Annotated in this window: 25 protein-coding genes; 17 read left to right on the forward strand and 8 right to left on the reverse strand. The window is 27.9% G+C overall.

Annotated elements, in window-relative coordinates; all coding sequences use genetic code 11:
- The first annotated feature begins 187 nt into the window (after positions 1-187).
- Positions 188-1,957 (forward strand): oleate hydratase, encoded by a 1,770-nt coding sequence (locus tag HMPREF0216_RS15485; RefSeq protein WP_005216254.1) that lies wholly within the window; start codon positions 188-190, stop codon positions 1,955-1,957.
- A gap of 119 nt (positions 1,958-2,076) precedes the next feature.
- Here the strand turns inward: HMPREF0216_RS15485 and HMPREF0216_RS15490 are convergent, their stop codons facing one another.
- Positions 2,077-2,568: a TetR/AcrR family transcriptional regulator gene (locus HMPREF0216_RS15490; protein ID WP_005216256.1), complete on the reverse strand. Its 492-nt coding sequence runs from the start codon at positions 2,566-2,568 to the stop codon at positions 2,077-2,079.
- A gap of 124 nt (positions 2,569-2,692) precedes the next feature.
- Here HMPREF0216_RS15490 and HMPREF0216_RS15495 point away from each other — a divergent pair, with 124 nt between their 5' ends.
- Positions 2,693-3,649, forward strand: a complete 957-nt coding sequence (locus HMPREF0216_RS15495; protein ID WP_005216258.1) for a poly(ethylene terephthalate) hydrolase family protein — start codon at positions 2,693-2,695, stop codon at positions 3,647-3,649.
- A 144-nt stretch (positions 3,650-3,793) separates the two neighbouring features.
- Here the strand turns inward: HMPREF0216_RS15495 and HMPREF0216_RS15500 are convergent, their stop codons facing one another.
- The 3 genes from HMPREF0216_RS15500 to HMPREF0216_RS15505 form a co-directional block, all read right to left on the reverse strand.
- Positions 3,794-5,047, reverse strand: coding sequence for a nucleotidyltransferase family protein (locus HMPREF0216_RS15500; protein ID WP_169317592.1), 1,254 nt, complete (start codon positions 5,045-5,047; stop codon positions 3,794-3,796).
- Positions 4,986-5,174: a hypothetical protein gene (locus HMPREF0216_RS17425; protein WP_083875448.1), complete on the reverse strand. Its 189-nt coding sequence runs from the start codon at positions 5,172-5,174 to the stop codon at positions 4,986-4,988. Before HMPREF0216_RS17425 ends, HMPREF0216_RS15500 begins: the two co-directional genes overlap by 62 nt.
- A 115-nt stretch (positions 5,175-5,289) precedes the next feature.
- Positions 5,290-6,393 carry a DEAD/DEAH box helicase gene (locus tag HMPREF0216_RS15505; protein WP_005216261.1) on the reverse strand — a complete coding sequence of 368 codons (1,104 nt, stop codon included), beginning with the start codon at positions 6,391-6,393 and terminating at the stop codon, positions 5,290-5,292.
- A gap of 440 nt (positions 6,394-6,833) precedes the next feature.
- On the opposite strand from HMPREF0216_RS15505, the gene HMPREF0216_RS15510 reads away from it, so the two are divergent.
- Positions 6,834-7,160 carry a metal-sensing transcriptional repressor gene (locus tag HMPREF0216_RS15510; protein WP_425458695.1) on the forward strand — a complete coding sequence of 109 codons (327 nt, stop codon included), beginning with the start codon at positions 6,834-6,836 and terminating at the stop codon, positions 7,158-7,160.
- A gap of 104 nt (positions 7,161-7,264) precedes the next feature.
- Here the strand turns inward: HMPREF0216_RS15510 and HMPREF0216_RS15515 are convergent, their stop codons facing one another.
- Positions 7,265-8,908 carry a potassium/proton antiporter gene (locus HMPREF0216_RS15515; protein WP_040420226.1) on the reverse strand — a complete coding sequence of 548 codons (1,644 nt, stop codon included), beginning with the start codon at positions 8,906-8,908 and terminating at the stop codon, positions 7,265-7,267.
- Positions 8,909-9,104: 196 nt separating this feature from the next.
- Between HMPREF0216_RS15515 and HMPREF0216_RS15520 the strand changes: the two genes are divergently transcribed.
- The 10 genes from HMPREF0216_RS15520 (at position 9,105) to HMPREF0216_RS15565 (ending at position 17,594) form a co-directional block, all read left to right on the forward strand.
- Positions 9,105-10,739 carry an ABC transporter substrate-binding protein gene (locus tag HMPREF0216_RS15520; protein ID WP_005216266.1) on the forward strand — a complete coding sequence of 545 codons (1,635 nt, stop codon included), beginning with the start codon at positions 9,105-9,107 and terminating at the stop codon, positions 10,737-10,739.
- Positions 10,732-11,715: an ABC transporter permease gene (locus HMPREF0216_RS15525; protein WP_005216269.1), complete on the forward strand. Its 984-nt coding sequence runs from the start codon at positions 10,732-10,734 to the stop codon at positions 11,713-11,715. The genes HMPREF0216_RS15520 and HMPREF0216_RS15525 overlap by 8 nt, the downstream gene beginning before the upstream one ends.
- Positions 11,708-12,574, forward strand: coding sequence for an ABC transporter permease (locus tag HMPREF0216_RS15530; RefSeq protein ID WP_005216270.1), 867 nt, complete (start codon positions 11,708-11,710; stop codon positions 12,572-12,574). The genes HMPREF0216_RS15525 and HMPREF0216_RS15530 overlap by 8 nt, the downstream gene beginning before the upstream one ends.
- Positions 12,575-12,595: 21 nt before the next feature.
- Positions 12,596-13,540 carry an ABC transporter ATP-binding protein gene (locus HMPREF0216_RS15535; RefSeq protein WP_005216272.1) on the forward strand — a complete coding sequence of 315 codons (945 nt, stop codon included), beginning with the start codon at positions 12,596-12,598 and terminating at the stop codon, positions 13,538-13,540.
- Positions 13,530-14,159, forward strand: a complete 630-nt coding sequence (locus HMPREF0216_RS15540) for an ABC transporter ATP-binding protein (RefSeq protein ID WP_005216274.1) — start codon at positions 13,530-13,532, stop codon at positions 14,157-14,159. Before HMPREF0216_RS15535 ends, HMPREF0216_RS15540 begins: the two co-directional genes overlap by 11 nt.
- 257 nt (positions 14,160-14,416) lie before the next feature.
- Complete coding sequence (locus tag HMPREF0216_RS15545) at positions 14,417-14,761, forward strand: hypothetical protein (RefSeq protein WP_040420227.1); 345 nt, start codon at positions 14,417-14,419, stop codon at positions 14,759-14,761.
- 112 nt (positions 14,762-14,873) lie between these two features.
- A complete protein-coding gene (locus HMPREF0216_RS15550) occupies positions 14,874-15,536 on the forward strand; it encodes an ABC transporter ATP-binding protein (RefSeq protein ID WP_005216276.1) in 663 nt (220 codons plus the stop codon).
- Positions 15,536-16,783 (forward strand): ABC transporter permease, encoded by a 1,248-nt coding sequence (locus tag HMPREF0216_RS15555; protein ID WP_005216277.1) that lies wholly within the window; start codon positions 15,536-15,538, stop codon positions 16,781-16,783. Before HMPREF0216_RS15550 ends, HMPREF0216_RS15555 begins: the two co-directional genes overlap by 1 nt.
- Before the next feature lie 6 nt (positions 16,784-16,789).
- On the forward strand, positions 16,790-17,332 hold the full coding sequence (locus tag HMPREF0216_RS15560) for a DUF3299 domain-containing protein (protein ID WP_005216278.1): 543 nt from the start codon (positions 16,790-16,792) through the stop codon (positions 17,330-17,332).
- Positions 17,289-17,594: a hypothetical protein gene (locus tag HMPREF0216_RS15565; RefSeq protein ID WP_005216279.1), complete on the forward strand. Its 306-nt coding sequence runs from the start codon at positions 17,289-17,291 to the stop codon at positions 17,592-17,594. Before HMPREF0216_RS15560 ends, HMPREF0216_RS15565 begins: the two co-directional genes overlap by 44 nt.
- 149 nt (positions 17,595-17,743) lie before the next feature.
- Here HMPREF0216_RS15565 and HMPREF0216_RS15570 read toward each other — a convergent pair whose 3' ends face one another.
- The 3 genes from HMPREF0216_RS15570 to HMPREF0216_RS15580 all read right to left on the reverse strand — a co-directional run bounded on the left by HMPREF0216_RS15570 (position 17,744) and on the right by HMPREF0216_RS15580 (position 22,029).
- The gene (locus HMPREF0216_RS15570) at positions 17,744-19,678 is read right to left on the reverse strand and encodes an ABC transporter ATP-binding protein (RefSeq protein ID WP_051040735.1); all 1,935 of its coding nucleotides are present in this window, start codon (positions 19,676-19,678) and stop codon (positions 17,744-17,746) included.
- Positions 19,679-19,712: 34 nt separating this feature from the next.
- Entirely contained in the window at positions 19,713-21,446 is a 1,734-nt protein-coding gene (locus HMPREF0216_RS15575) for an ABC transporter ATP-binding protein (RefSeq protein WP_005216282.1), read from the reverse strand.
- A 142-nt stretch (positions 21,447-21,588) separates the two neighbouring features.
- Positions 21,589-22,029 (reverse strand): MarR family winged helix-turn-helix transcriptional regulator, encoded by a 441-nt coding sequence (locus tag HMPREF0216_RS15580; protein WP_040420228.1) that lies wholly within the window; start codon positions 22,027-22,029, stop codon positions 21,589-21,591.
- A gap of 171 nt (positions 22,030-22,200) precedes the next feature.
- Between HMPREF0216_RS15580 and HMPREF0216_RS15585 the strand changes: the two genes are divergently transcribed.
- The 4 genes from HMPREF0216_RS15585 to HMPREF0216_RS15600 all read left to right on the forward strand — a co-directional run bounded on the left by HMPREF0216_RS15585 (position 22,201) and on the right by HMPREF0216_RS15600 (position 24,717).
- Complete coding sequence (locus HMPREF0216_RS15585; protein ID WP_040420229.1) at positions 22,201-23,043, forward strand: hypothetical protein; 843 nt, start codon at positions 22,201-22,203, stop codon at positions 23,041-23,043.
- 51 nt (positions 23,044-23,094) lie between these two features.
- Positions 23,095-23,397: a hypothetical protein gene (locus HMPREF0216_RS15590; RefSeq protein WP_040420230.1), complete on the forward strand. Its 303-nt coding sequence runs from the start codon at positions 23,095-23,097 to the stop codon at positions 23,395-23,397.
- A gap of 30 nt (positions 23,398-23,427) precedes the next feature.
- A complete protein-coding gene (locus HMPREF0216_RS15595) occupies positions 23,428-23,787 on the forward strand; it encodes a DUF2500 domain-containing protein (protein WP_147576287.1) in 360 nt (119 codons plus the stop codon).
- 183 nt (positions 23,788-23,970) lie between these two features.
- Positions 23,971-24,717 carry a DUF434 domain-containing protein gene (locus HMPREF0216_RS15600; protein ID WP_005216292.1) on the forward strand — a complete coding sequence of 249 codons (747 nt, stop codon included), beginning with the start codon at positions 23,971-23,973 and terminating at the stop codon, positions 24,715-24,717.
- The last annotated feature ends 49 nt before the right edge of the window (positions 24,718-24,766 follow it).

Consider the following 24,766-nt stretch of genomic DNA (forward strand, 5'->3'; position numbering starts at 1 on the left):
AACTAGACAAATTTTAAGATTTGTCTAGTTTTTTTACAATTATAAGGAAATGTTTAATAATTAGACATTAAGATAAAGATGTCTAGAGAAAGTATTTATAAAAAAAGCTAATATAAAAATATAAATTAAATAATTAAATGATATAAAGATAAGAGTAAAAATTAAGTATTAAAAGGGAGGGATTTTTATGTATTACAGTAATGGAAATTATGAGGCATTTGCAAGGCCACAAAAACCAGCAGATGTAGATAGAAAATCAGCTTATTTGGTAGGGGCAGGGCTAGCATCATTAGCAGCAGCGTGTTTTTTAGTTAGAGATGGTCAAATGAAAGGTGAACATATTCATATTCTAGAGGAAATGAATTTACCAGGTGGAGCTTGTGATGGAATTAAAGATAAAGAAAAAGGATTTATAATACGTGGTGGACGTGAAATGGAAAACCATTTTGAATGTTTATGGGATTTATTTAAATCAATACCATCATTAGAAACAGAAGGTGCTTCTGTATTAGATGAATATTATTGGCTAAACAAAAAGGATCCAAACTATTCTTTAATGAGAGCAACAGTTAATAGAGGAGAAGATGCGTATACTGATGGTAAGTTTACCTTAAGTGATAAAGCTTCTATGGAAATTATACATTTGTTCTTAACAAAGGATGAAGATTTATATGATAAAAAGATTGAGGATGTATTTACAGAAGAGTTTTTTGAATCGAACTTTTGGTTGTATTGGAGAACAATGTTTGCTTTTGAAGAATGGCATAGTGCACTAGAAATGAAACTTTATATACAAAGATTTATTCATCATATTGGTGGACTTCCTGATTTTTCAGCTTTAAAATTTACAAAGTATAATCAATATGAATCATTAATACTACCGATGATTAAATATTTAGAATCCAATGGAGTAAATTTTCAATATAATACTGTAGTGACAAATGTAATCTTTGAAATTGTTGGAGATAAGAAAGTAGCAAAACAAATTCAATGTATTCATAATGGGAAAAGAGAAAATATAGATTTAGTCGAAGATGATCTAGTATTTGTTACAAATGGTAGTTGTACAGAAAATGCTACTTTAGGTGATCAGGACCATGCACCAGTTTTGAATACTGAAGAAGGCGCATGTTGGAAACTGTGGAGAAATATCGCAGCACAAGACACCTCATTTGGACATCCGGATAAATTCTGCACTAATATAGAAGCCACTAACTGGGAATCGGCAACAATAACAACATTAGATTATAGAATACCACCATATATAAAAAATATATGCAAGCGTGACCCTTTTAGTGGAAATGTTGTTACAGGTGGTATTATAACTGTTAAAGACTCTTCTTGGTTAATGAGCTATACATTAAATCGTCAGCCACACTTTAAGATACAATCTGATAATGAACTTGTTGTATGGGTTTATGGATTATTTACAGATGTACCAGGTGATTTTATTAATAAACCAATGAAGGAATGTACTGGCTATGAGATTACCCAAGAATGGCTATATCACTTAGGTGTTCCAGTAGAAGAAATTCCAGATATGGCTAGGAATTCAGCACGTTGTGTACCTTGTATGATGCCATATATAACTGCATTCTTTATGCCAAGAAGTGCAGGTGATAGACCAAAGGTTGTACCAGATGGATGTGTTAACTTTGCTTTTTTAGGACAGTTTGCAGATACTGTCCGTGATACTGTATTTACTACAGAATATTCAGTAAGAACAGCTATGGAAGCAGTATATACATTGTTAGATGTAGATCGTGGAGTTCCAGAAGTATTTGGTTCTTGTTATGATATTAGAGTGCTTTTAGATTCTACATCTAAGATGATGGATGGCAAGAAAATAACAGATATTAAATTACCATTTATGGCAACATTGGCAGAAAAGAAAATTAAAAAGGAAATTGCAGGAACTGTAATTGAAGATTTATTAAAAAGATATAACTTAATATAGAATTTTTAAAGTTAAGTATAAAAAATTCCTCCCATTATAGAGCAGGTTTATTATTTTAACTGTCTACTATAATGGGAGCATATCATTATGTCCACTTTTTAGTTTTTAGAAACTTAAAGTTACCCATTTAACTTGCCTAATTGTGACATTTCGGTTGGAGATTCATTCATTCCTCTTGCTACCCATTCATTAATCCAACCAAACAAACCATAGGCAAACCATGCACTTGTATAAGCTTGTAATGAATCTTGTTCTGGTTTAGGACCACAAACAGATTTAATATTATCTAAAACTAAATGAAATAAATTAGAATAATACAGTAGTTTATAAAATTCACTATATTTTTTATAATGACTAAATAAACTTTCCACTAAGTTTGGATCTTTACTTTGTTCAAATTCACTTCCCCATTCTTGAATTAGTTGAATTAAATATTGTTTTAATACATCTTCTTTGTTAGTAAAGTTTCTATAAAAAGATGCTCTTCCAACCATAGCTTCTTTTACTATATCTGTTATTTTTATTTCTTCAAAAGAGTTAGTCTGCATTAATTTTATAAGTGCCTTGGTAATCTGTTTTTTAACATATGAATTACTTTTCTCTGTTTTCATTTGATACAAAACCTCGCTAGTTGTCTCATTTTCTTATTAAATATTGTCTTCTAGAATGCTATATGATACACTTGTCTCAAAATAATGATACATATGTATCATAGGATAGTCAAGGGGGATATAAATGATAAAGAAGATAGTAAAAATTACATTAATAGTATTAATAATTATATTTTTATTAATAATTACTTTTTTAATAATATTAAAAAATCTAGAGGTAAAAGCAGTTAAAAGTGATTATTTTAATTATGTTGACGCATGTGGAACATTAGAAAAAAAATATACTAATTATGGGGAGTTTGAGGTTGACTCTATTGAATTTAAAAGTAGAGAAGAATTATTTACTCAATATAAGATATGGTATCCATCTCAATTAAGTAAAAATTATAATAAAAAATATCCTATTGTAATATTTGTAAATGGAACAGGGGTACCGTATTCGAAATATGAAGCAACATTTGAACATTTAGCTTCATGGGGATTTGTTGTTGTAGGAAATGATGATGCGAGCTCTGCAACAGGTGAATCTTCTTCAATTACATTAGACTATATATTATCATTAAATAACAATAAAGAGAGTATTTTTTATAATAAATTAGATACAGAAAATGTAGGAATATCAGGACATTCTCAAGGTGGGGTAGGTGCAATAAACGCTGTAACTGATTTTGATAATAGTGATGTTTTTAAATCTATTTATACTGCAAGTACCACATCTATTGAATTAGCTAACGCTCTTAAGTGGACATATGATGTAACAAAAATAGAAATACCTTATTTTATGGTTGCAGGCACGGGTAAAGTTGATTCAGAAACAATAGCTCCACTTGAGTCTATAATTAATAACTATATGTATTTAAATAATGATATTAAGGCGATTATGGCTAGAAGAAAAAATGTGGACCATGGGGACATGCTACTTTATGCTGATGGATATATGACAGCTTGGTTTAGATATACATTAATGAATGATAATGAAGCAAGTGAAGTATTCAGTGGTGATTCACCTGAAATATTATCTAATAAAAATAATTGGCAAGATATAAGGAGAAAAAACCTAGATTTAAGTATCCAATTGTAGATTTAAGTATTCAATTACAGAAGATTTAATTATGTAAGTAAATATGAGGTAAATAAAAAAGAACTATATTATTCTAAATTATACTATTTATGAAAGATAGTTTAACTATTTTATAAGATATAGTTCTTTTTTGTTTCATATAAATTATTCTAAGGATTCTATTATTTCAGTATTTAAATGTGACAATATAGCTTCTGAATTATTAAACCATTGTTCAAGGGTGTTTATGTTATCATAAATATATTTATAAATATATTCAACAGCAGCATTAACCTCTTCAATAACATAATCATAAACTATATTTATTTTATCAATAGATACTAAAGTTTTAGCAATTTGTTCTTTAACTGCATCTTCAATTATTAAAAAGTCATTATCAAACCTAGAAATTAAAATATCTTTTTGCTTATTAATATATTTACTTTCTGTATAGCTAACTTTAAGATAAGATAAAAACTTTTCAAAGTCTCCAGCATTATCTAAAGGCTCTAAGGAGAATAAAATTCTAAAGAATAAATTCCAATTAAACTCACTATTCATTACTTGTTCAAAATATTCACCAAGTATTTTTTTAAATGGGTGATCATAAACTACACTTCTTTCAAATATTAAATGAGAATTAAAATCTAATTGTTCATCTGAAATTAAGTTTAATCTATTTAAAGCATTTATTAGTATATCAGTATAATCAGCTTCGTTAGATATATTGTTTTTAAAGAATACATATTCAACTATAGTTTCACAAGAATCCTTAAAATTAATAGTCATATCAATAGATTCTTTCATTTTTGATGAGAACATATCGTATATAAGTTTTGATACTATTTCTTGAAGATTTCTTTTATTTGAAACATTAGTTTTAACTTTTTTTGATTCAACATGTCTTAAAACCGTTAATAACTGATTGTCTATCATAGTTAAATTATTTTTTATAGAATTCATAATATCTTTTAAAAATTGATCTTCAATAACATAATTAGAATTTTTATATATTATTTGATGCTCAATTTCGCTCCAAAACATATTTGTAAGAGATTTAATTTGTAATTCAAATGGAATTAATAAATTCTCATAAAGAAGTTTTCCATCAATCCTATAAATTGTGAAGCCATTCTTTTGCTTTTGTGGTTGTTTACCAGAAAGTTTAAGAAAAATATTATTATAATTATCACTACAGTAAAAATCATCATCAAGTTTTTTATTGAAATATTTTTTTAAGAAACGATAAATCTTCTTTTCGTCATCACCAAATCTGCATTCAATTCTTATTCCAATAAGATCACTTAATTTAAATATAAGGTCATTGGCATTAGGGTAGCGTTTATAATAATGATTTCTAAGTATTTTTTCGTAAGCTTTCTGTAGATTTAACTCTACAGCTAATATTAGAAAAATCACAATAACTTTCATCTAAAATATTAAAAAAGATTTTTTCTAAATCAATAGAAGCTTTAATTAGAACTTCTTGATTATTTGTTAATTCATTTAACGCTATTTCTAAATAGTCAAATTCTTTAATATTCAAAATTACACCTCTATCTAAATATTATAAAATTACAAAGCTATATATCTAATTATAAATACAGGAAGTTTATAAATGTTTTAATGTAATTTATAGATGAGCTAATAAAGTTAAGTGTTTATAAATTTCTTCTAGGAATTTTAAAATTAATTTCTTTTTCAATTTCAGAAAGTACTCTAGAATCCTTAGGGTCTACAAAAAGACAAGTATAACCATCTTCACCAGCTCTTCCAGTTCTACCTATACGATGAATATAAGTTTCAACATTTTCTGGAATATCATAGTTATAAATATGAGTAACTCCACTAATATCTAAGCCGCGAGATGCCACATCGGTTGCAATTAAATATTGAATGTCAGCATTTCTAAAAGATTTCATTATTCGTTCTCTTTTAGATTGTTGAATATCGCTATGAATTACTTTACAGTTATATCCGCGTCTATGCATTACAGTTTCAAGTTCGTCAGCTCTTCTTTTTGTTCTACAGAATACAATTGCCATAAATGGATTATCTATATCTAAGACTTTACATAAGGCGTCTCTTTTTTCTCTATCAATAGTTTCTACAACATCTTGTTTAATATTACTTAAAGTTATTTCTTCTTTCTTAACAGTTACAACTATAGGCTCTTTCATATATCTATAAGCAAGTTTTTTTACAGATGAATCCATAGTTGCAGAGAAGCATAAGATTTGCTTTTTCTTTGGAGTTTCTTTCATTATAGCTTCAATTTCATTTCTAAAACCCATTAAAAGCATTTGATCAGCTTCATCTAATACTAATGTTTTTAATGAACTTAAATTTACAGTTTTTCTTTTAAGGTGGTCTAAAAGTCTTCCAGGAGTTGCAATTATAAGTCTAATATTTCCTTGAAGTTTTTTCATTTGTGAGCCAATATCTTTTCCGCCATACATAGATAATACACCAACATTTTTAGCAGTACTTAATTTATTAGCTTCTTCAGTGATTTGAATAGCAAGTTCTCTTGTTGGAGAAATTATTAAGGCTTGTATGCCTTTAGAGCCTAATGAGATATTCTCAAATATAGGTAGTAAGAATGCTAAAGTTTTTCCAGTACCTGTTTGAGCTTCTGCTATAACATCTTTATTACTTAAAATATGTGAAATACTATCTTGTTGAATAGGCGTTGGGGTTTTAATTCCAGATTTTTTTAGTATATTGTCTATATCATTACTAATTCCTAAGTTTTTAAAATTCATATATTATACCTTCCATTTGTCTTAAGTTTCATATAATTATAACATACTAATTTAATTACAACTGTAAAAATTAAAATTTATTTCTTATAATTAAAACTACAAGTCTCCAGTTAGTAAGCTAAACTTAAAGCTATGAAAGAATATCAGTAGGTATTTCTTTTGCAAAATATTTAATACTTTATTAAATTCAATAGAAAACTAATGTCGGTATAGGCATATAAATAAAAAAAGAATTAATATATGTAATTAGTAATAGGATATTATTAATTAAAAGAATATAGTTAAAATGGATGAAATAAATTTAATTTATCTGATAATTGTAAAAAGCAATTTTTACAATATAATTATTTTATAACAAAAAATGGTATAATAAATATGGTTTAAATAAATAATTTGGAGGTATAGTTTTGGATAAAGATGCAGTTAAAGAACACATTCATATAGGCGAAGATGGGCATATATACACACATACCCATGATGATAATGGAAAGCATACACATAAACATATACATGAAAATACTAAGGCAGTAGTTAATAGATTATCACGTGCAATAGGGCATTTAGAATCTGTAAAGAGAATGGTGCAAGATGATAGAGATTGTAGTGAAGTATTAATTCAATTAGCTGCAGTAATAGCAGCCTTAAATAACACAGGAAAAGTTATTTTACAAGAGCATATTGAAAATTGTATAGTAGTTGCAGTAGAATCAGGTGATAAAAAAGCTATAGAAGATTTAAATAAAGCAATAGGACAATTTATTAAATGACATAATATTGGAATTTTATTGAAAAGAGGCTGTTTTGAAAATTATTTACAAATGGCCTCTTTTCTAATGTTTTATAAAGTTCATTATATTTGTTTTCACATAAACTAAGCCGTTACAAGACTTTCTACTTCTGTTATATCATTAGCTGTCACAACTAATGTATCATAGGGTAGTATTACTGTATTTCCATTTGGGATTATTATCTTATCTTTACGTTTTATCATAACTATAAGAATATTACTTGCTATATTTGAATCCTTTATGGCTTTGTTAGCAATAATACTATTATCTTTAACTGAAATCTCCATTAAATTTGTACTTTTATCTTCTTTATAAAAATTAAAATTATTTAGATTATTACCTGATAAAACAAGTATATCACCAGGTAATATTACTGTAGCACCATTTGGTACAAATACATCCCCTTTACGTTTTATCATAACAACAAGAATATCTTCGGGAATATTAGCATCCATTAAAGTTTTATTAGCAATACTATTATTTTCACTAATATTAAATTCAATTAATTGTGTACTTTTATATTCTTTATAATCATTAAATGTTTTTAAGACTGATTCAGAGTTATCTATCAAATCAAGTTTTTTTGCAACTAGAGGTATAAGGGTTCCTTGTACGGAAACTGAAAATAATGCTATAAAGAATATTATATGAAAAATATCATTATTTATTGGAACACCATATGTTATAGCAAATATTGCAAAAACTATTGAGGCTGCCCCTCTAATACCTACCCATGATATGAAAAGTTTTTGCTTAAAAGGAACTTTAAATAGGCTTAATATACTAAATGTTGCAACTGGTCTTGCAATTAAAATCATAAATATTGAAATTGATACTCCTTTAAGCATAACTGATGGAATTTTAGATGGAAATGCTAATAATCCAAGTAAGAAGAATAACAATATTTGCATTAGCCAAGATACACCGTCGAAAAATTGGAATATGCTTTTTTTGTGAGGAATTTTACTATTTCCTATGATAATACCTGTTATATAAACACTTAAATATCCATTTCCACCAAAATATTCACTTAATGAATAAGATAATACTGCTATAGCAGTTATGAATATAGGATAAAACCCTTCTATTTCAAATTTGGTATGTCTTAGTAAAAAAATTGAGGATTTTGACAATATAATTGATGCCAGTATTCCTACAATAATTTGACTTAATAATATTGGAATTATATAGCCATATCCACCATTAGACATTAATCCTAATATAATTATTGTAAGCATGTACGCAAATGGGTCATTACTACCACTTTCTATTTCTAAGGTAGAAGCAAGTGAGCCTTTTAGATTTAGCTTTTGTGAACGTAATATAGCAAAAACAGATGCTGCATCTGTAGATGCAACTATTGAACCTATAAGTAATCCTTCTAATAATGTTGTTTTAAATGCTAAGAAGCAAAACAAACCTGTTAATCCAGCAGTTAAAACAACTCCTAATGAAGACATAGCTATAGATTGTAATGCGACAGGTTTGGCCATATTCCAATTAGTACCAAAGCCTCCATAAAACATTATAAATATTAATGCTATAGAACATATATCACTAGCTAGTTCATAATTATCAAAGTATATGCCAACAATGCCATCTGACCCAAAAAGCATTCCGAGAACTATAAAGATTAAAAGAATTGGTACACCGAACTTATATAATATCTTTGTAGAAGTTATACATATTAATAATATTAGTGAACAAATAATCATCAAGTTTAACATAGTTTTTCCTCCTTTGTAAAAAATAAACAACTATTACATTTTTAAGTATATATTACTATATTTTTTTCTTTATTTCAATTATACAAAATATCATCAATATTATAAAAAAATACCCCCTACCGGGCTTGTGGTAAAAAATGTTAAATGATAAGATTTTATTAATAGCTCACTTAAAAATATTATTAGGGGGAAGAAAATGAAAAAAAGAAAAGTAGTATTATCACTATTTGTTGCGATGAGTTTAATGCTTGTTGGATGCGGTAGTGCTGGCAATGAATCTGATAACAATATTAATGAAGAAGAGGTTGTTACTAATAGTTCTAAGAATGGTATATCAATATATGTTGGAACTAATATTTTTGAAAGTAGTTTAGATCCTATTAAAGGTGCAATGAGTTATGGGTACTCATTTACAAATTGTGCATTAACAAGAGTAAATCCAAATTCAGAATATGAAGGAGATTTAGCAACAGAATGGGAGATAAGCGAAGACTCTTTAGTTTATACATTTAAATTACGTGAAGGTATTAAATTTCAAGATGGATCAGATTTTACTGCAGAAGATGTAGTGTTTACTTATGAGACTGTTAAAGAAAATCAAGGAAATAATGAAAATGTAGATCTATCAAGATTAGAATCAGTAAAGGCTTTAGATGAATATACAGTTGAATTTAAATTGTCAGAGGCTTACTCACCTTTCTTTGATTCAGTAGCATCTTTAGGAATAGTTCCAAGTGATGCTTATGATAGTGAAACCTTTGATAAATATCCAATAGGTACTGGAGCCTGGAAAGTTGTTCAATATGATACAGACCAACAAATTATAGTGCAAGCAAATGAAGATTATTATGAAGGTGCACCTGAAATTAAGCAAGTAACTTTTATAAAGATGGACAATGAAGCAGCATTTTCCAATGCAAAATCAGGTCAATTAGATATAGTTATGGTAGCACCTAATTATGCAGATGAAAAAATAGATGGAATGCATATTGAAAACCTTGAAACAATGGATGTTCGTAATATTAGTTTGCCATGCTTAAAGGAGCAAACCATAACAAATAAAGATGGAAAAGAAGTAACTGTAGGAAATAATGTTACTTCTGATATTGCAGTTCGTAAAGCTTTAAGTATAGGAATAGATAGACAATCAATAATAGACAATGCGTTAAATGGTATAGGTAAGCTAGCAGTTGGCTTTACTAATAATTTATCTTGGGGTAATACTACTACTTATGAAGATAATCAAAAAGATGAAGCTAAAAAGCTTTTAGAAGAAGCAGGATGGGTTGATTCAGATAATGATGGAATTAGAGAAAAAGATGGAATAAAGTGCGAGTTTGAGGTATGTGCAGCAGCTAATGACCAACAACGTTATTTATTAGCAGTTGCAGTTGCAGAGGATGCTAAGAAATTGGGAATAAGTATTAATGTAACACAAGCGACATGGGATGAAATTACTGAAAAAGCTAATAGATGTGGAATAGTATGGGGATGGGGTCAATATAGTCCAACAGTATTAAGATCATTACTTTATTCTGATTTATTCTTAACTGGTGGTTATGACAATACAGTTGGATATTCTAATGAAAAAGTAGATAAATTAATTGATGAGGCTATAGATAGTAATAATCAAGAGGAAGCAGTTGAAAAGTGGAAGGAAGTTCAAACTGTTTCAGCAGAAGATTATCCTTATTTATATATAGTAAATATTGAGCATAGTTATTTTATAAATGACTCTGTTGATATTTCAGTAGATACGCAAATCCCACATCCACATGGACATGGTTCTCCAATTATTTGTAATATGAAGGATTGGAAGATAAATGAATAGAATTAAATATATTGGTTCAACATTTTTAAGAATGTTATCACTTTTAATTGCAGTTAGTATTTTATCTTTTATATTAGTTACATCATCTCCTATAGACCCATTAACAGCATATGTAGGAACAGAGTCTACTTTATCAGAAGCTGCAAAAGAAGAAATTGCAGAACACTGGGGATTAAATGATCCCCCAGTGACTAGATTTATAACTTGGGGAAAGAATGTATTACAAGGTGATTTAGGTACATCAATAACTTTTAAGCAACCAGTAAAAACAGTAATTTTAGAAAGATTTAAATACTCAATTGTTTTAATGCTGGTAGCGTGGGTATTTTCAGGAGTTTTAGGATTTATAATAGGAATTTTAGCTGGAGTATATAAGGGAAGTATATTTGATAAGATTATAAAGATATTTTGTCTTGCTCTTCAATCGGCACCAACATTTTGGATTGGATTATTGGTTTTAAGCCTTTTTGCAGTTAAGTTAGGATGGTTTCCTATAGGGCTTGCAGCTCCAATGGGAAAATTATCTTCAGACATAACTATTTGGGATAGAATATATCATCTTATATTACCAGCTTTAACATTAAGCGTATTAAGCATAGGTAAGATAACTTTATTTACAAGACAAAAATTAATAGAAATAATGAATAGTGATTTTATACTTTTTGCAAAAGCAAGAGGAGAAAATACTGCTCAATTAATAATGAGACATGGAATTAAAAATATAGCATTACCAGCAATTACTGAACAGTTTGCATCTTTTAGTGAGCTCTTTGGAGGGATTGCTTTAGCAGAAACAGTTTTTTCTTATCCAGGCTTAGGTACTGCAACAACAGCTGCAGGCTTAAAAGGTGATGTTCCATTATTACTTGGAATAGCAATATTTAGTGCTATATTTGTATTTGTAGGAAACTTTATTGCAAATATATTATATGGAGTTTTAGATCCAAGATTAAAAGAGGAGGGATATAATGCTTAATAATCCTTCCGCTAATTTAGAGAAGAAAAGAATAAGAATATTTTCAAATACTAGAAAAAGAATAACTTTTTATGTGACGCTTTCAGTTATTTATTTAATGGTAATTTTTATTGTGGGTTTAACAATGAGTCCAGATAAATACGCAGTAGATTATTCTGCAAAATTTATGAGTCCATCTTTAGAACATTTATTTGGAACTGACTTTATGGGAAGAGATATGTTTTGGAGATGTATTAAAGGTTTATCTAATAGTATATTAATAGGTGTTTTTGCATCTATAGTAAGTTCATTTATTGCTCTTATATTTGGAATTTCATCTGCTGTTATAGGTGGATGGTATGATAAATTTATTAATTGGTGTGTAGATCTTTGTATGGGAATACCACATCTTATCTTATTAATATTAATATCATTTATGCTAGGAAGAGGAGCTTTTGGAGTTACTGTAGCAGTTGCAGTTACTCACTGGACAAGTCTTACAAGATTAGTACGTGCAGAAGTTTTACAAGTTCGTTCAACACAGTATGTACAAGCTGCTTATAAGATGGGAAAAAGTAAATTTGAAGTAGCAAAAAAACATATTATACCTCATGTACTTCCAGTATATTTAATTGGAGTTATATTATTATTTCCACATGCAATTATGCATGAAGCCTCTATAACATTTTTGGGGTTTGGACTGCCAGCAGAGGTTCCTGCTATTGGTGTTATTTTATCAGAAGCAATGAAGCATATTGCAACAGGTAAATGGTGGCTTGCATTATTTCCAGGACTTATGTTATTAAGTGTTGTATTACTATTTGATGTAATTGGGGAAAATCTTAAGCTGTTAATTAATCCAAGTAGTGGAAATCAGTAAATTAATGCAAAGGAGGATTATATGAAGGATAATATAATGGTATTAGAAGAAAATGAAAAAGTATTAGAAGTAGAAAATTTATCAGTAGCCTTTAGCATGTATGATAAAGGATTAAATAAAAATGATTTAGAAGTTATTCATGAATTAAGCATAAATGTAAAAAAGGGAGAAATAGTAGCAGTAGTAGGTTCTAGTGGTTCAGGTAAAAGTCTTCTAGCTCATGCAATAATGGGAATACTTCCTGGTAATGCAAAAGTAAAGGGCAATATAAAGTTTTGTGAAGAAAATCTAACAGAAAAATATTTAAAAAAGATTAGAGGGAAGGATATAGCGTTTATACCTCAATCAATAGAATTTTTAGATCCGTTAATGAAAATCGGAAAACAGGTTATTGGAATTAATGGTAATAAAGAAAAACAAAGAGAGGTATTTAAAAAATATGATTTAGACGATAATGTTGCAGATAAATATCCTTTTCAATTATCAGGAGGTATGGCAAGAAGAGTATTAATAGCAACAGCTGTAATGAATAATGTAAAATTAATTATAGCAGATGAACCAACTCCAGGTTTAAATTTAGAATTAGCTATGGATACATTAAAACACTTTAGAGAAATTGCAAATAGTGGTTGTGGGGTTTTGTTAATTACTCATGATGTAGATTTAGCATTAAATGTTGCTGATAGAATAGCTGTTTTTTATTCAGGAACAATAGTTGAAATTGCAAAAGTATATGATTTTATAAAAGGTAAGGAGTTTTTAAGACATCCATATAGCAAAGCTTTTATTGATGCACTTCCACAAAATAAATTTAAAGCTATACCAGGATTTCAACCCTATGCTGGAAATTTACCAACAGGTTGTTTATTTGGGGATAGATGCCCTATAAGGTCTGAAGCTTGTAATAAAGCTATTGAAATGAGAAGATTAAGAGGTGGAGAGGTGAGATGTATTAATGCTACTTGAGGTAAAAAATATAAGTTATCGATACAACAAAAATTCTCCTTGGATACTTGAAAATGTTAGCTTTACTATAGACTCTAAAGAACGGGTTGCTTTAGTCGGTCCATCAGGTTATGGAAAAAGTACCTTATCTAAGATAATATCGGGATATATAAAACCTGAAAAAGGTGAAATTTTATGGGATGGTAAACCAATTCCTGAAAAGGGATATTGCCCAATTCAAATGATTTATCAGCATCCTGAAAAGTCAGTTAATCCAAGGTGGAAAATGAGTAAAATCTTAAATGAGGCATTTAAGATAGATGATAATATTTTAAGTGAAATGGGCATAGAGAAGTCATGGCTTAGCAGGTGGCCAAGTGAATTATCTGGTGGAGAGTTACAGAGGTTTTGTATAGCAAGAGTTTTAAGTCCAGAAACTAAATTTTTAGTTTGTGATGAAATAAGCACAATGCTTGATGTAATAACTCAAGCACAAATATGGAATTTTCTTTTAAAGATTTCCAAGAAAAATGAATTTGGGATGCTTGTAGTTACTCATAATATGGAATTAGCTAAAAGAGTTTGTGATAGGGTAATAGAATTGCCGAAATTAAATAAAGTGGAAGAAGTAGCAGTATAAAATAATGAAAAGTCTAAAATAAAGAGTAGTAGGTTTAGGAAGAACTTATAAAGAGTAGATCTGAATTACTTAAAAGTTTCATTCTCTAATTTACTGCTTTTTGTTTTATTGAATATTTAATATATTTTATATGTGATTTTTAAATGAATTATACTTACTGGAATCTAAAAAAGTAAATTTAATATTGGTGAAAAGATTAGTATTAGTGTAAAATTATATCTGTATTATAAATGCAAATGTTGGAAAGGAGGATAGTGGTGAATTATATTAAAAATAAATATGAATTTAAAAAGGTTATTAAAAAAACTAATAATAATCGGTTAATAGCTATGTTAATAGCAACTTTCATATTATTTAATATTTTAATTAATATAGGATATAGTGTATCTAATGCCTATCATAATTGTACACATGAAAATTGTAAAATATGTATTGAAATAAATGATTGTATAGTCCACATAAATAAATATGGGATTTCACTTAGTTTCTTTAATATTAATAATCTTTTTAATATAGCAATAATAGCATTTATTTTAATATTAGTTAATAAGTATTTTTATAATAATACATTAGTATCCCTTAAGGTGCGGTTAGATATTTAAAATCCTTTTGAATTATTTTTTGATTTTAAAATAGTTAACTCTATTTGAATTTTAAAAAATAAAATAAGTTAATTTTATGAGAAAATAAATAATTCAAAAGGAGAAAAGTTAAATGATAGAAATAAAGCATGTTGTAAAAATATTCGAAGATAATGAAATAAAGTTTAAAGATATAATTTTTGAAGATAACACATCTTATGTATTACTTGGACCATCAGGATGTGGTAAATCAACATTATTAAATTTATTAAGTGGAAATATAAAGGCTGATGGAGGTAATGTACAAGCAACCATAGAAAATATTAAATATAGGTTAGAAGCTTTACCAAAAGATAAATTGCAAGAGTATAGAAGAAATAATATTAGCTATGTATCACAGGAGTTTAATTTATTTGATAATTTTACTGTTTACGATAATTTAAATATAATAAATCATGTAAAAAGTACTAATATTTCTATAGAAGAGGCGATAAAACTTGTTGGATTATCAAAAAAGTTAAAACAAAAGGTAAGTACATTATCAGGTGGAGAAAAGCAAAGAGTTTGTATTGCAAGGGCACTCTTACAAAAAGGAAAAATAATTTTATGTGATGAGCCTACTGGTTCATTAAATCAAGCATTAGCAAATGAAATTATAAAGCTTCTTATAGAATTGCATAAAAAAACTAAAAGTACTTTAATAGTAGTTACACATGATGAACGTTTAACCTCGTATTTTGATAAAGTTATTCATTATGAAGATTTTACTAAGATGAGTATTGGAGGTATAAACTAATGATAAAGTATTCTATAAAATCTTTATTAAGCAAAAAAACAATAAGTATTTTATTTAGTTTAGCTATATTTATTGCAGTATCTATAAGTATGTTAGCTATTAATATTAGTTCACAAATAGAAGAGGGATTTTATCAAGTTGATAAAAAATATGATATAATAGTTGGACCAAAAGGAAGCGATACACAATTAGTTATGTCAAGTTTATTCTTTTCAGATGATCCTCTAGGAACAGTAGATAGTAAATATCTTAATAAAATATCTGAAGAATATGATTTAGCAAAAATAATTCCCCTAGCTATAGCTGATTATTATAGAGACAGTAGAATAGTTGGAACTACTAGTGATTTATTAGAAGAGTATCAGTTAGAAGAAGGTAATTTATTTGCCAATAATTTTGAAATTGTTATAGGAGGTAATGTAGCTAAAGACTATAACCTTAAAATTGGAGATAGCTTAATAACAGCTCATGGGACTAGTGCTTTATCAGAGCAGCATTACCATAGTCCATATACAGTAGTAGGTATACTAAAAGTAACAAATACATCTTATGATAATACTTGCTTTACTAATGTAGAAAGTGTACATGCTTCTCATGAGCATAGTGAAGATGATGAAAATGAAGGTATATCTACAGAAGAACTTGAATATGATAATGAAAGTCATAGTCAGAATAAAGAGTATAGTTATGATATTCATTATGAAGAAGATCATGAACATGAAGAAGTTGCTGGATATACTTCATTATTAATAAAAACAGGCAATATGTCTATAGCAAATAAATTAGAGGCTGATTTTAATGAAAATGCAGATATACAAGTTATAAATACAACAAAAGTTTTAAGAAAATTAGTTGGAAATATAGATATGAGCAAACAAGTAGCTTTATTATTATGTGGAATCATAATAATATTAGCAATACTTTTAACTTGTGTAATGAGCTTTTTAATGCTTATTAATTTGAAAAGAGATATAAATTTATTTGGATTTTTAGGAATGAAAAAATCAAAGATATATAGTTATGTCATATGGCAAACAGGAATATTAGTATCAATAAGTATAGTAGCATCATTAGTGATAAATAAGTTTGTATTAAAAATTGCAAACAATATTTCATCACAATTAGGAATTGTTTTAGATGTAACTAAGATTTATCCAAATGAAATTTATATTACATTAAGTTATATAGGAATTATAATGATTTCAACAATTTTATATACCTATATTAGAACTAAAAAGGGGAATTAATAAAGTATGAAAAAGTTTATTTTAATGATAGTTACAATTTGTTTATTATTAGTAGGATGTAATAAGAATAGTGATTCAAAAAGTATAAATCAGGCATCAGGAACAGTTACAGAAATAAGATTTAAGGATATGATAGATGTAGAAGAGTTACGCAAGTTAGATGGAACAAAGGTTAAAATTACAGGATTTATGGCTCAAAGTTCACCTTTAGATGGCTCAATGATATATCTAATGAATATGCCATATCAAAGTTGTGTATATTGTTTACCTAATACTAATCAACTTGTTAATACTATGGCTGTATATCCTAAAGAAGGAAAGAAAATTGAGTTTTCAGATTTAGCAGTAGAAGTTGTAGGAGAAATTAAATTTGAAGATATAACTGATGAAATGGGATATTCATATAGTTATAGAATAGTTAATGGACAACTTAAAGAGGCAGATGTAGAATCTTTAACTGAGGAAGCAAAGCTATACACTCAATTAGTAGATAGAGGATTTGTTGATGCTATTAGGAAACGTAATTTTAGAAGCAAATACTATTATTAATTATGAAAAGATAGGATTAAGTACAACTGATATTGATAAAATCTCTGATGATTTAATAAAAACATTAGATGATACTTTTGATGGGTTAGATAAAGGTAAGTATACAGATATATTAGAACAAGTAGAGAGTTTGAAAGGATTAGTTGTTGAGATAAATGATTTAATAGAGGCAGGAAATTATTCAAAACTTTCAAGTTTACAAGGTAGAGATCTCGATGTATTCTATGCAGTATATGAGTGGTTAATGAAACCGGAGCTATAATTTTTTAGATATATGCATATCAGAGTATAAATAATTTATTCCCCCAATATAATAATAGCACCAAGTAATGAGCTTTAATATTACTTAGTGCTATTTCTTTTAGAATATATATACTAATTAAATTATATTTTTATATAAGGATATATATATTATGATAATTCAGATTTACCAGTATATAATTGATAGTATCTACCTTTTTCTTCTAATAGAGAATCGTGATCTCCTCTTTCAATTATTTCACCTTGTTCAAGAACCATTATTGCTTTAGAATTTTTAATAGTAGAAAGTCTGTGTGCAATTACGAAAACAGTTCTTCCTTCCATTAGTTTGTCCATACCTTCGGCAATAAGTTTTTCAGTTCTTGTATCTATTGAACTTGTAGCTTCATCCATTATTAATACTGGAGGATTTGCAATTGCAGCTCTTGCTATAGCTAATAATTGTCTTTGACCTTGTGATAAACCTTCACCATCTCCAGTAATAACTGTATTATATCCATGAGGTAAGTGTTTAATAAATGTATGTGCATTTGCAAGTTTAGCTGCTTCTTTAACTTCTTCATCGGTAGCCTTTAAGTTACCATATCTGATGTTATCAGCTATAGTTCCGGTGAAAAGATGAGTATCTTGAAGAACTATTCCTAATGATCTTCTTAAATCATCCTTTTTAATATCCTTAATATCTATTCCATCATAAGTTATTGTACCAGAATTTATTTCATAGAATCTATTTATTAAATTAGTTATTGTAGTTTTACCTGCACCTGTTGAACCAACAAAGGCAATTTTTTGTCCAGGTTTTGCAAATAAACTAATATCCTTTAATACTATTTTTTCTTCATTGTAACCAAATACAACATTTTTAAATCTAACATCACCAGTAAGCTCTTTTAATGCAGGAGCTTTTAAGTTATCATTAGCTAAATCAGCGCAAGCTTCCTTATCTTCACTATCTCTTAATTTTGAGGCTAATGCTGCAGGAATCTTCCAAGCCCAGTGGCCTGTATATTTTTCAGTTTCTACTAATTCACCATTTTCTTTGATTTCTACTCTTGTTAAAGTAACTTCACCTTCATCAACTTCAACTTCTTCATCTAAAGCAGCAAATATTCTTTCAGCACCAGCAAGGGCAGCTAATATCATGTTAACTTGTTGAGAAACTTGAGCAATTGGGTTAGAAACTTGTTTTGTATATTGTAGATAAGAAACTAAAGAACCAAGGTCAAATGCTCCACCTATAGTCATTAATCCACCAACGCAGCATGTAACAGCATAATTCATATGAGAAAGATTACCAAGCATTGGCATCATAAATCCACCAAATGTTTGAGCGCCAGTAGAAGCCTTTCTTAACTCTTCATTATGAACTCTAAAGTCTTCAATTGCTTTATCTTCATGACAGAATACCTTAATAACCTTTTGTCCTTCTATCATTTCTTCGATATAACCATTTAATTTACCAATATTTTTTTGTTGCATGCCAAAGTAGTACTTACTTTTTCCACCAACTTTACTAATAATAAATATCATTAAACTTAAGAAGGCAATGGTAATTACACTTAAGATTGGACTTAAAACAACCATCATTATTATAGTTCCCATAAATGTAAGTCCAGAAGATAAAATATTTGTAAAACTATTATTTAAAGCTTCACCGATATTATCTATGTCATTAGTATATAAACTCATTAAGTCACCATGAGTATTTCTATCGAAATATTTAATAGGAAGTTCTTGCATCTTATTAAATAAATCTGTTCTTATATTACTTATTGTATTTTGTGAAATATGAACCATTATTCTTGAATATCCATAAGAAGCAAGTGCACCTAAAGCAAAAATTGTTCCAAGCAATACTAACATTTTAGCAAGACCTGCAAAGTCACCAGGTAATATATAATTATTTACTAGTGGTTTTAGGAAGTATGAACCTGCAATCATTGCAAAGGAATTTATTACTATTAAAATCATTACGAATAATAGAAGTAATTTATATTTACCTACATAGTGCATTAAAGTTTTAATTGTCTTTTTCATATTTTTAGGCTTCGGAGGTCCTGGTTTTTTACCACCTTTACCTGGCATTCCATGAGAAATATTTTTAGGCTTAATTTTTTCCTTACTCACGTAAACCCACCCCTTCTTGTTGAGATTTGTAAACATCTTTATAGATTTCGCTATTTTCAATTAATTCATCATGAGTACCAATAGCACTTATTTTACCATCATCCATAACGATAATCTTATCAGCAGTAGATACTGAATTAACTCTTTGAGCAATTATTATCTTAGTAGTATTTTTTAAATCTTCTGCAAAGGCTTTCCTAATCTTAGCATCAGTTGCAGTATCAACAGCACTTGTACTATCATCTAAGATTAATACTTTAGGTTGTTTTAATATAGCTCTCGCTATACAAAGTCTTTGCTTTTGACCACCAGATACATTAACACCACCTTGTTCTAGATGCATATCATATCTACCAGGAAGTCTATCTATAAATTCATCTACACAAGCAGAGGATGCAGCAGCTTCAATTTCAGCATCTGTTGCATTTGCATTACCCCACATAAGATTTTCTTTTATAGTTCCAGAGAATAAAGTGTTCTTTTGAAGAACCATTGCAACTTCGTTTCTTAATGTTTCTAAATGATAGTCTTTAACATTAACTCCACCAACAAAAACTTCTCCAGTAGTTGTGTCATATAATCTTGGAATAAGTTGAACTAAACTTGATTTACCGGAACCAGTGCTACCTATTATACCAACAGTTTCACCAGCTTTAATAGTGATATTGATGTTTTCTAAGTTATTTTCATCACTATCATCTTCGTATTTAAAATTAACATTTCTAAATTCAATAGATCCATCTTTAACTTTAGTTATTGGATTTACTGGGTCTTTAATATCAGATTCTTCTTCTAAAACTTCAATTATACGTTGTGCTGATGCAACAGCTCTAGACATCATCATAAGAACCATTGAAAGCATCATAAGAGACATTAATATTTGGAAAGAGTAAGTCATAAAGCTTGTAAGTTTACCAACTGTTAATGATCCTGCGTAAACCATATTTCCACCAAACCAAAGAATACCTATAACACTAGCAAAAACAACAGCTTGCATAATTGGCATATTTAGAACAACTATACCAAAAGCACCTTCAGAAGCTTGTAATAAATCATCATTACTTACTTTGAATTTTTCTTTTTCCTTATTACGTCTTACAAAAGATTTAACAACTCTAATACCAATTAAATTTTCTTGAACAGTAGTATTAAGATTATCAATTTTCTTTTGCATTGATTCAAATCTTGGTTTAACATTTTTTATTATAAGTCCAATTGAAATAATAAGAACTGGCATAGATACTAAGAATATCATTGCTAGCTTAGAACTAATTGTAATAGATAATATACAAGCAACTATAAGCATCATAGGAGCTCTAACTAAAAGTTTAATTCCCATTGTAAGAGAATTTTGTATCATTGTAATATCTGTAGTTAAACGAGTAATTAATGAGGATGTGCTGAACCTTTCAATATTTTTAAATGAAAAAGTTTGAATTTTTTCATATTCAGCTTGTCTAAGTTCTGAACCAAAGCCTTGTCCAGCTTGTGCTGAAAATTTTGACAGCCCAAGGCCAAAAGCTAGTGATATCATTGCCATAACAACCATTAGTAGTCCCATTTTTATTGTGTAGCCCGTATCTCCAGCAGAAATACCAACGTCAACTATTTGAGCCATTACTAATGGAATTAATAATTCAAAAATAGCTTCTAAAGCAGCACATAAAACTGCTAATATTAAAGGCGTTTTATATTTCTTCATATACGGAAGTAGTTTTTTTATCATGATTTCACCTCTTTATAAAATTTTTATTTATATAAAACACTACTGTTACTGTAGTAGATATTTATTACAGTAATATTCATGTTTTTACATTAATTTTAAATACATAGTAGACTATATATTGTATTAAAAATGAATAATAGTATTATTCCATATTATCTAGTGACTTATTTAATAAATACTTAAACATTTTAATCTCTTCATCTGTCATTCCTTCGGTTAATTTACCTTCAATATGAGTTGCTCCAAATTTAAGGCTTTTACAAATAACTTCTTGACCTTGTTTAGTTAAATGTAGACATTTATATCTTGCATCATCAGTGCTTGGACATCTAACTATCAATTTTTTTTCTTCTAATCTTTTTACTATACCAGTTACTGTAGGATTAGTTAGCTTTAAGCATTTTTCTATATCCTTTTGAAAAACATCTCTTTTTCGTTCATTTCTATCAATGAAGCATAATATTTCATGTTGAACGCCAGTTAAATTAAATTGTAAAAGATTTTTATTAACTTTATTTGAAATCCTTCCATTAAGAAATTTAATTAAAAGACCAACATGATCTCTAGGATTAAAGTCACTCATTTTTTCTTCTCCTTGAATACATAGTATGCTATGTATTTTATCACTAATAGATATTATAGTCAAATAAGAATAAATTTGTACCATTTTGTTACTATGGGATTTAGATTGGATAAATTTTGTTTGTTTGATATAATTTTAAAGAGTACTATAAAAATATTTAGGGGAGAAGTAATGAATATAGTTTTTGAAGTGATTAAAAATTCATTTGTAACTTTATGTTATACTTTGATTTGCATAACTATTGTAGGATTTTTAATAGAGATATTTGAGAGACAGGCTATAAAAAACATATATATAGGAATAGGATATAAAGGTATTATAATTACTGGATTGGGAGTAGTAATTCATGAATTAAGTCATTTAATTTTTGTTTTATTAGGTGGAATGAAACCAACAGAAGTAAAGCTATTTAGACCTATTAAAGGGTATACTGATGGAAGGCTCGGATATGTAAATTATTCATATAATAAGAGTAATATTATACATAGGATGTTTTTATTTTTAGTAGGTATAGCACCTATAATAGGAGGAACTTTATTCCTTTTTGTAATATTGAAGTTATTAATACCAAATACGTATTTTCAATTACTAGAAATAATTAAATATTCTTTAGATATAAGTAAAGAAATTGGAGTTTTTAGCTTAGAGTTTATTTCTATAATAATGAAAACAAGTTTTGATATGATTACAATAATTTTTGCAAGAGATAATTTTTCAAAGATACAATTTTGGATATTTATATTTTTAGCAATGTCTGTGGCATCACATAGGTCATTAAGTTCTGCTGATGTAAAGGGGGCTTTAAAAGGATTACCTAGTGTTTTTATACTTATATTTATAGTAAACGTAGTTATGGTATTTTTAGGTTTTAGTCCAGAGAAATTATTAAAAATAGGTTGTATTATAAATACTTATATACTTATGTTTTTAATGTTAGCTATTTTATTTTCTATAATTAATGTAATTTTAACATATATTTGGAGGATGATTTATAGATTTATATTCAATAGTTAGTAGAAATTTTTTTAGAAGGTTTGAAAAAAGAAATATATGGAGGAGAAAATTATGGATTGGTATTGTGCAGTATGGAATAGTGATGCAGTATCTAGTGCAGCAGGAGCACAAGTTTTATATGAAATGTTATGTGAAGGTAATACTACATTAGTTGGTGATATAGATATAATTGATGAGTTTTATGAAGATTTAATTTCAAAAAAGCTTAATATAACAGCAGATAAAGGAAAAGGTTTTGTAATAATAGGGTGCATGATAGAAGATGCTGAGTATTTAAATGATTTGGTTCAATCTATGGTAAAAGCTCATGGATTATCATATTATGAACCACAAAACATTACATATATATTTTAAAAAGAACAACTGCTTAGGAGGATGATAAATATGTGGTTTGGCGATATATTCTCAATTATATTTCCTATAATGTTTATTTTAATTGTAGGAGTAATAATTATTAGTATTTTTAAAGGAATAAAAGAATGGAGCTATAATAATAAGCAGCCAATAATACCAGTAGATGCTATAGTAGTTGCAAAGAGGGGACATACTACCCATCATCATAATAACAACACTCATACTAGCTCTAGTTCTACAACGTATTATATTACATTTGAGTTTAGTAATAGGGAAAGGATAGAACTTAGGGTTCCATCGACTAAATATGGATTAATAGCTGAAGGTGATAATGGAATTTTATCTTTCCAAGGAAGCAGGTTTATTAGTTTTGAAAGGAATATAGTTTAATAAAAATGCAAAATTTATAAGAAATAATCTATAAATAAGGGAATCATTTTGATTCTCTTATTTATAGTATACGAAAAATTTATTAAGGTAAGTAGCATATAATTAATTTTAATAATAATTAAAGTAATAGTTTTGTTTGGGATATAATAACCTTATATAAGTATAATAAGGTAGGTAATAAGTATGGAGAAGGAAAATCAAAAGAAAATTACAGTAAGAGGTACAGATTCCAAAGATAATAGATTTTTTTCAATTGAAAATATATATATGTTAAGGAAAGCAGAAGAAGAGGTTGTATGGTTATTAGATAGAGGATATTATATATCGAGTATTATGGAGCTTGTGGGGGGAAGGTATCAGTTTTCATCAAGACAACGTATAGCAATTCAAAGAGCAAGTTGTGCAATTAAAAATTTAACTTTAAGAAAAGCTAAGGAATATAAGATTGATGAATTAAGCGGAAAAGATATTAACATTGATGCGTTTAATTTTATAATTACATTAGAAGTGGCATTATCTAAGGGGCTTTTAATAAGATGTATGGATGGAACAATTAGAGATTTAGCTGGTCTTAGGGGTACGTATAGATTAATTGATAAAACATATATTGTATTAGAGATTTTAGAAAAAGCATTTGAGGATTTAAAGTTAAGAGGTGTTAATTTTTATATAGATAAGCCTGTATCTAATTCTGGAAAACTTAAAACAAACATATTAGAAGCAAGTACAAGATGGAATTGTAATACTAATGTTTATATTGTTCAAAATCCTGATAAAGAACTTGAAAATATGGATTATGTTGTATCTAGCGATTCTATAATACTTGATAAATGTACAGGTTGGATTAATTTAGCTAAGTATATTATTGAGGAATATATTACTGATGTAGATATAGTTAATCTTGATATTAGTAAGAATGTATTAAAATAAATAACAGCTTACATGTATCTCCATATAATAAATAGTATAAATGATTTTA

The organism is Clostridium celatum DSM 1785 (assembly GCF_000320405.1).
Lineage (GTDB): Bacteria > Bacillota > Clostridia > Clostridiales > Clostridiaceae > Clostridium > Clostridium celatum.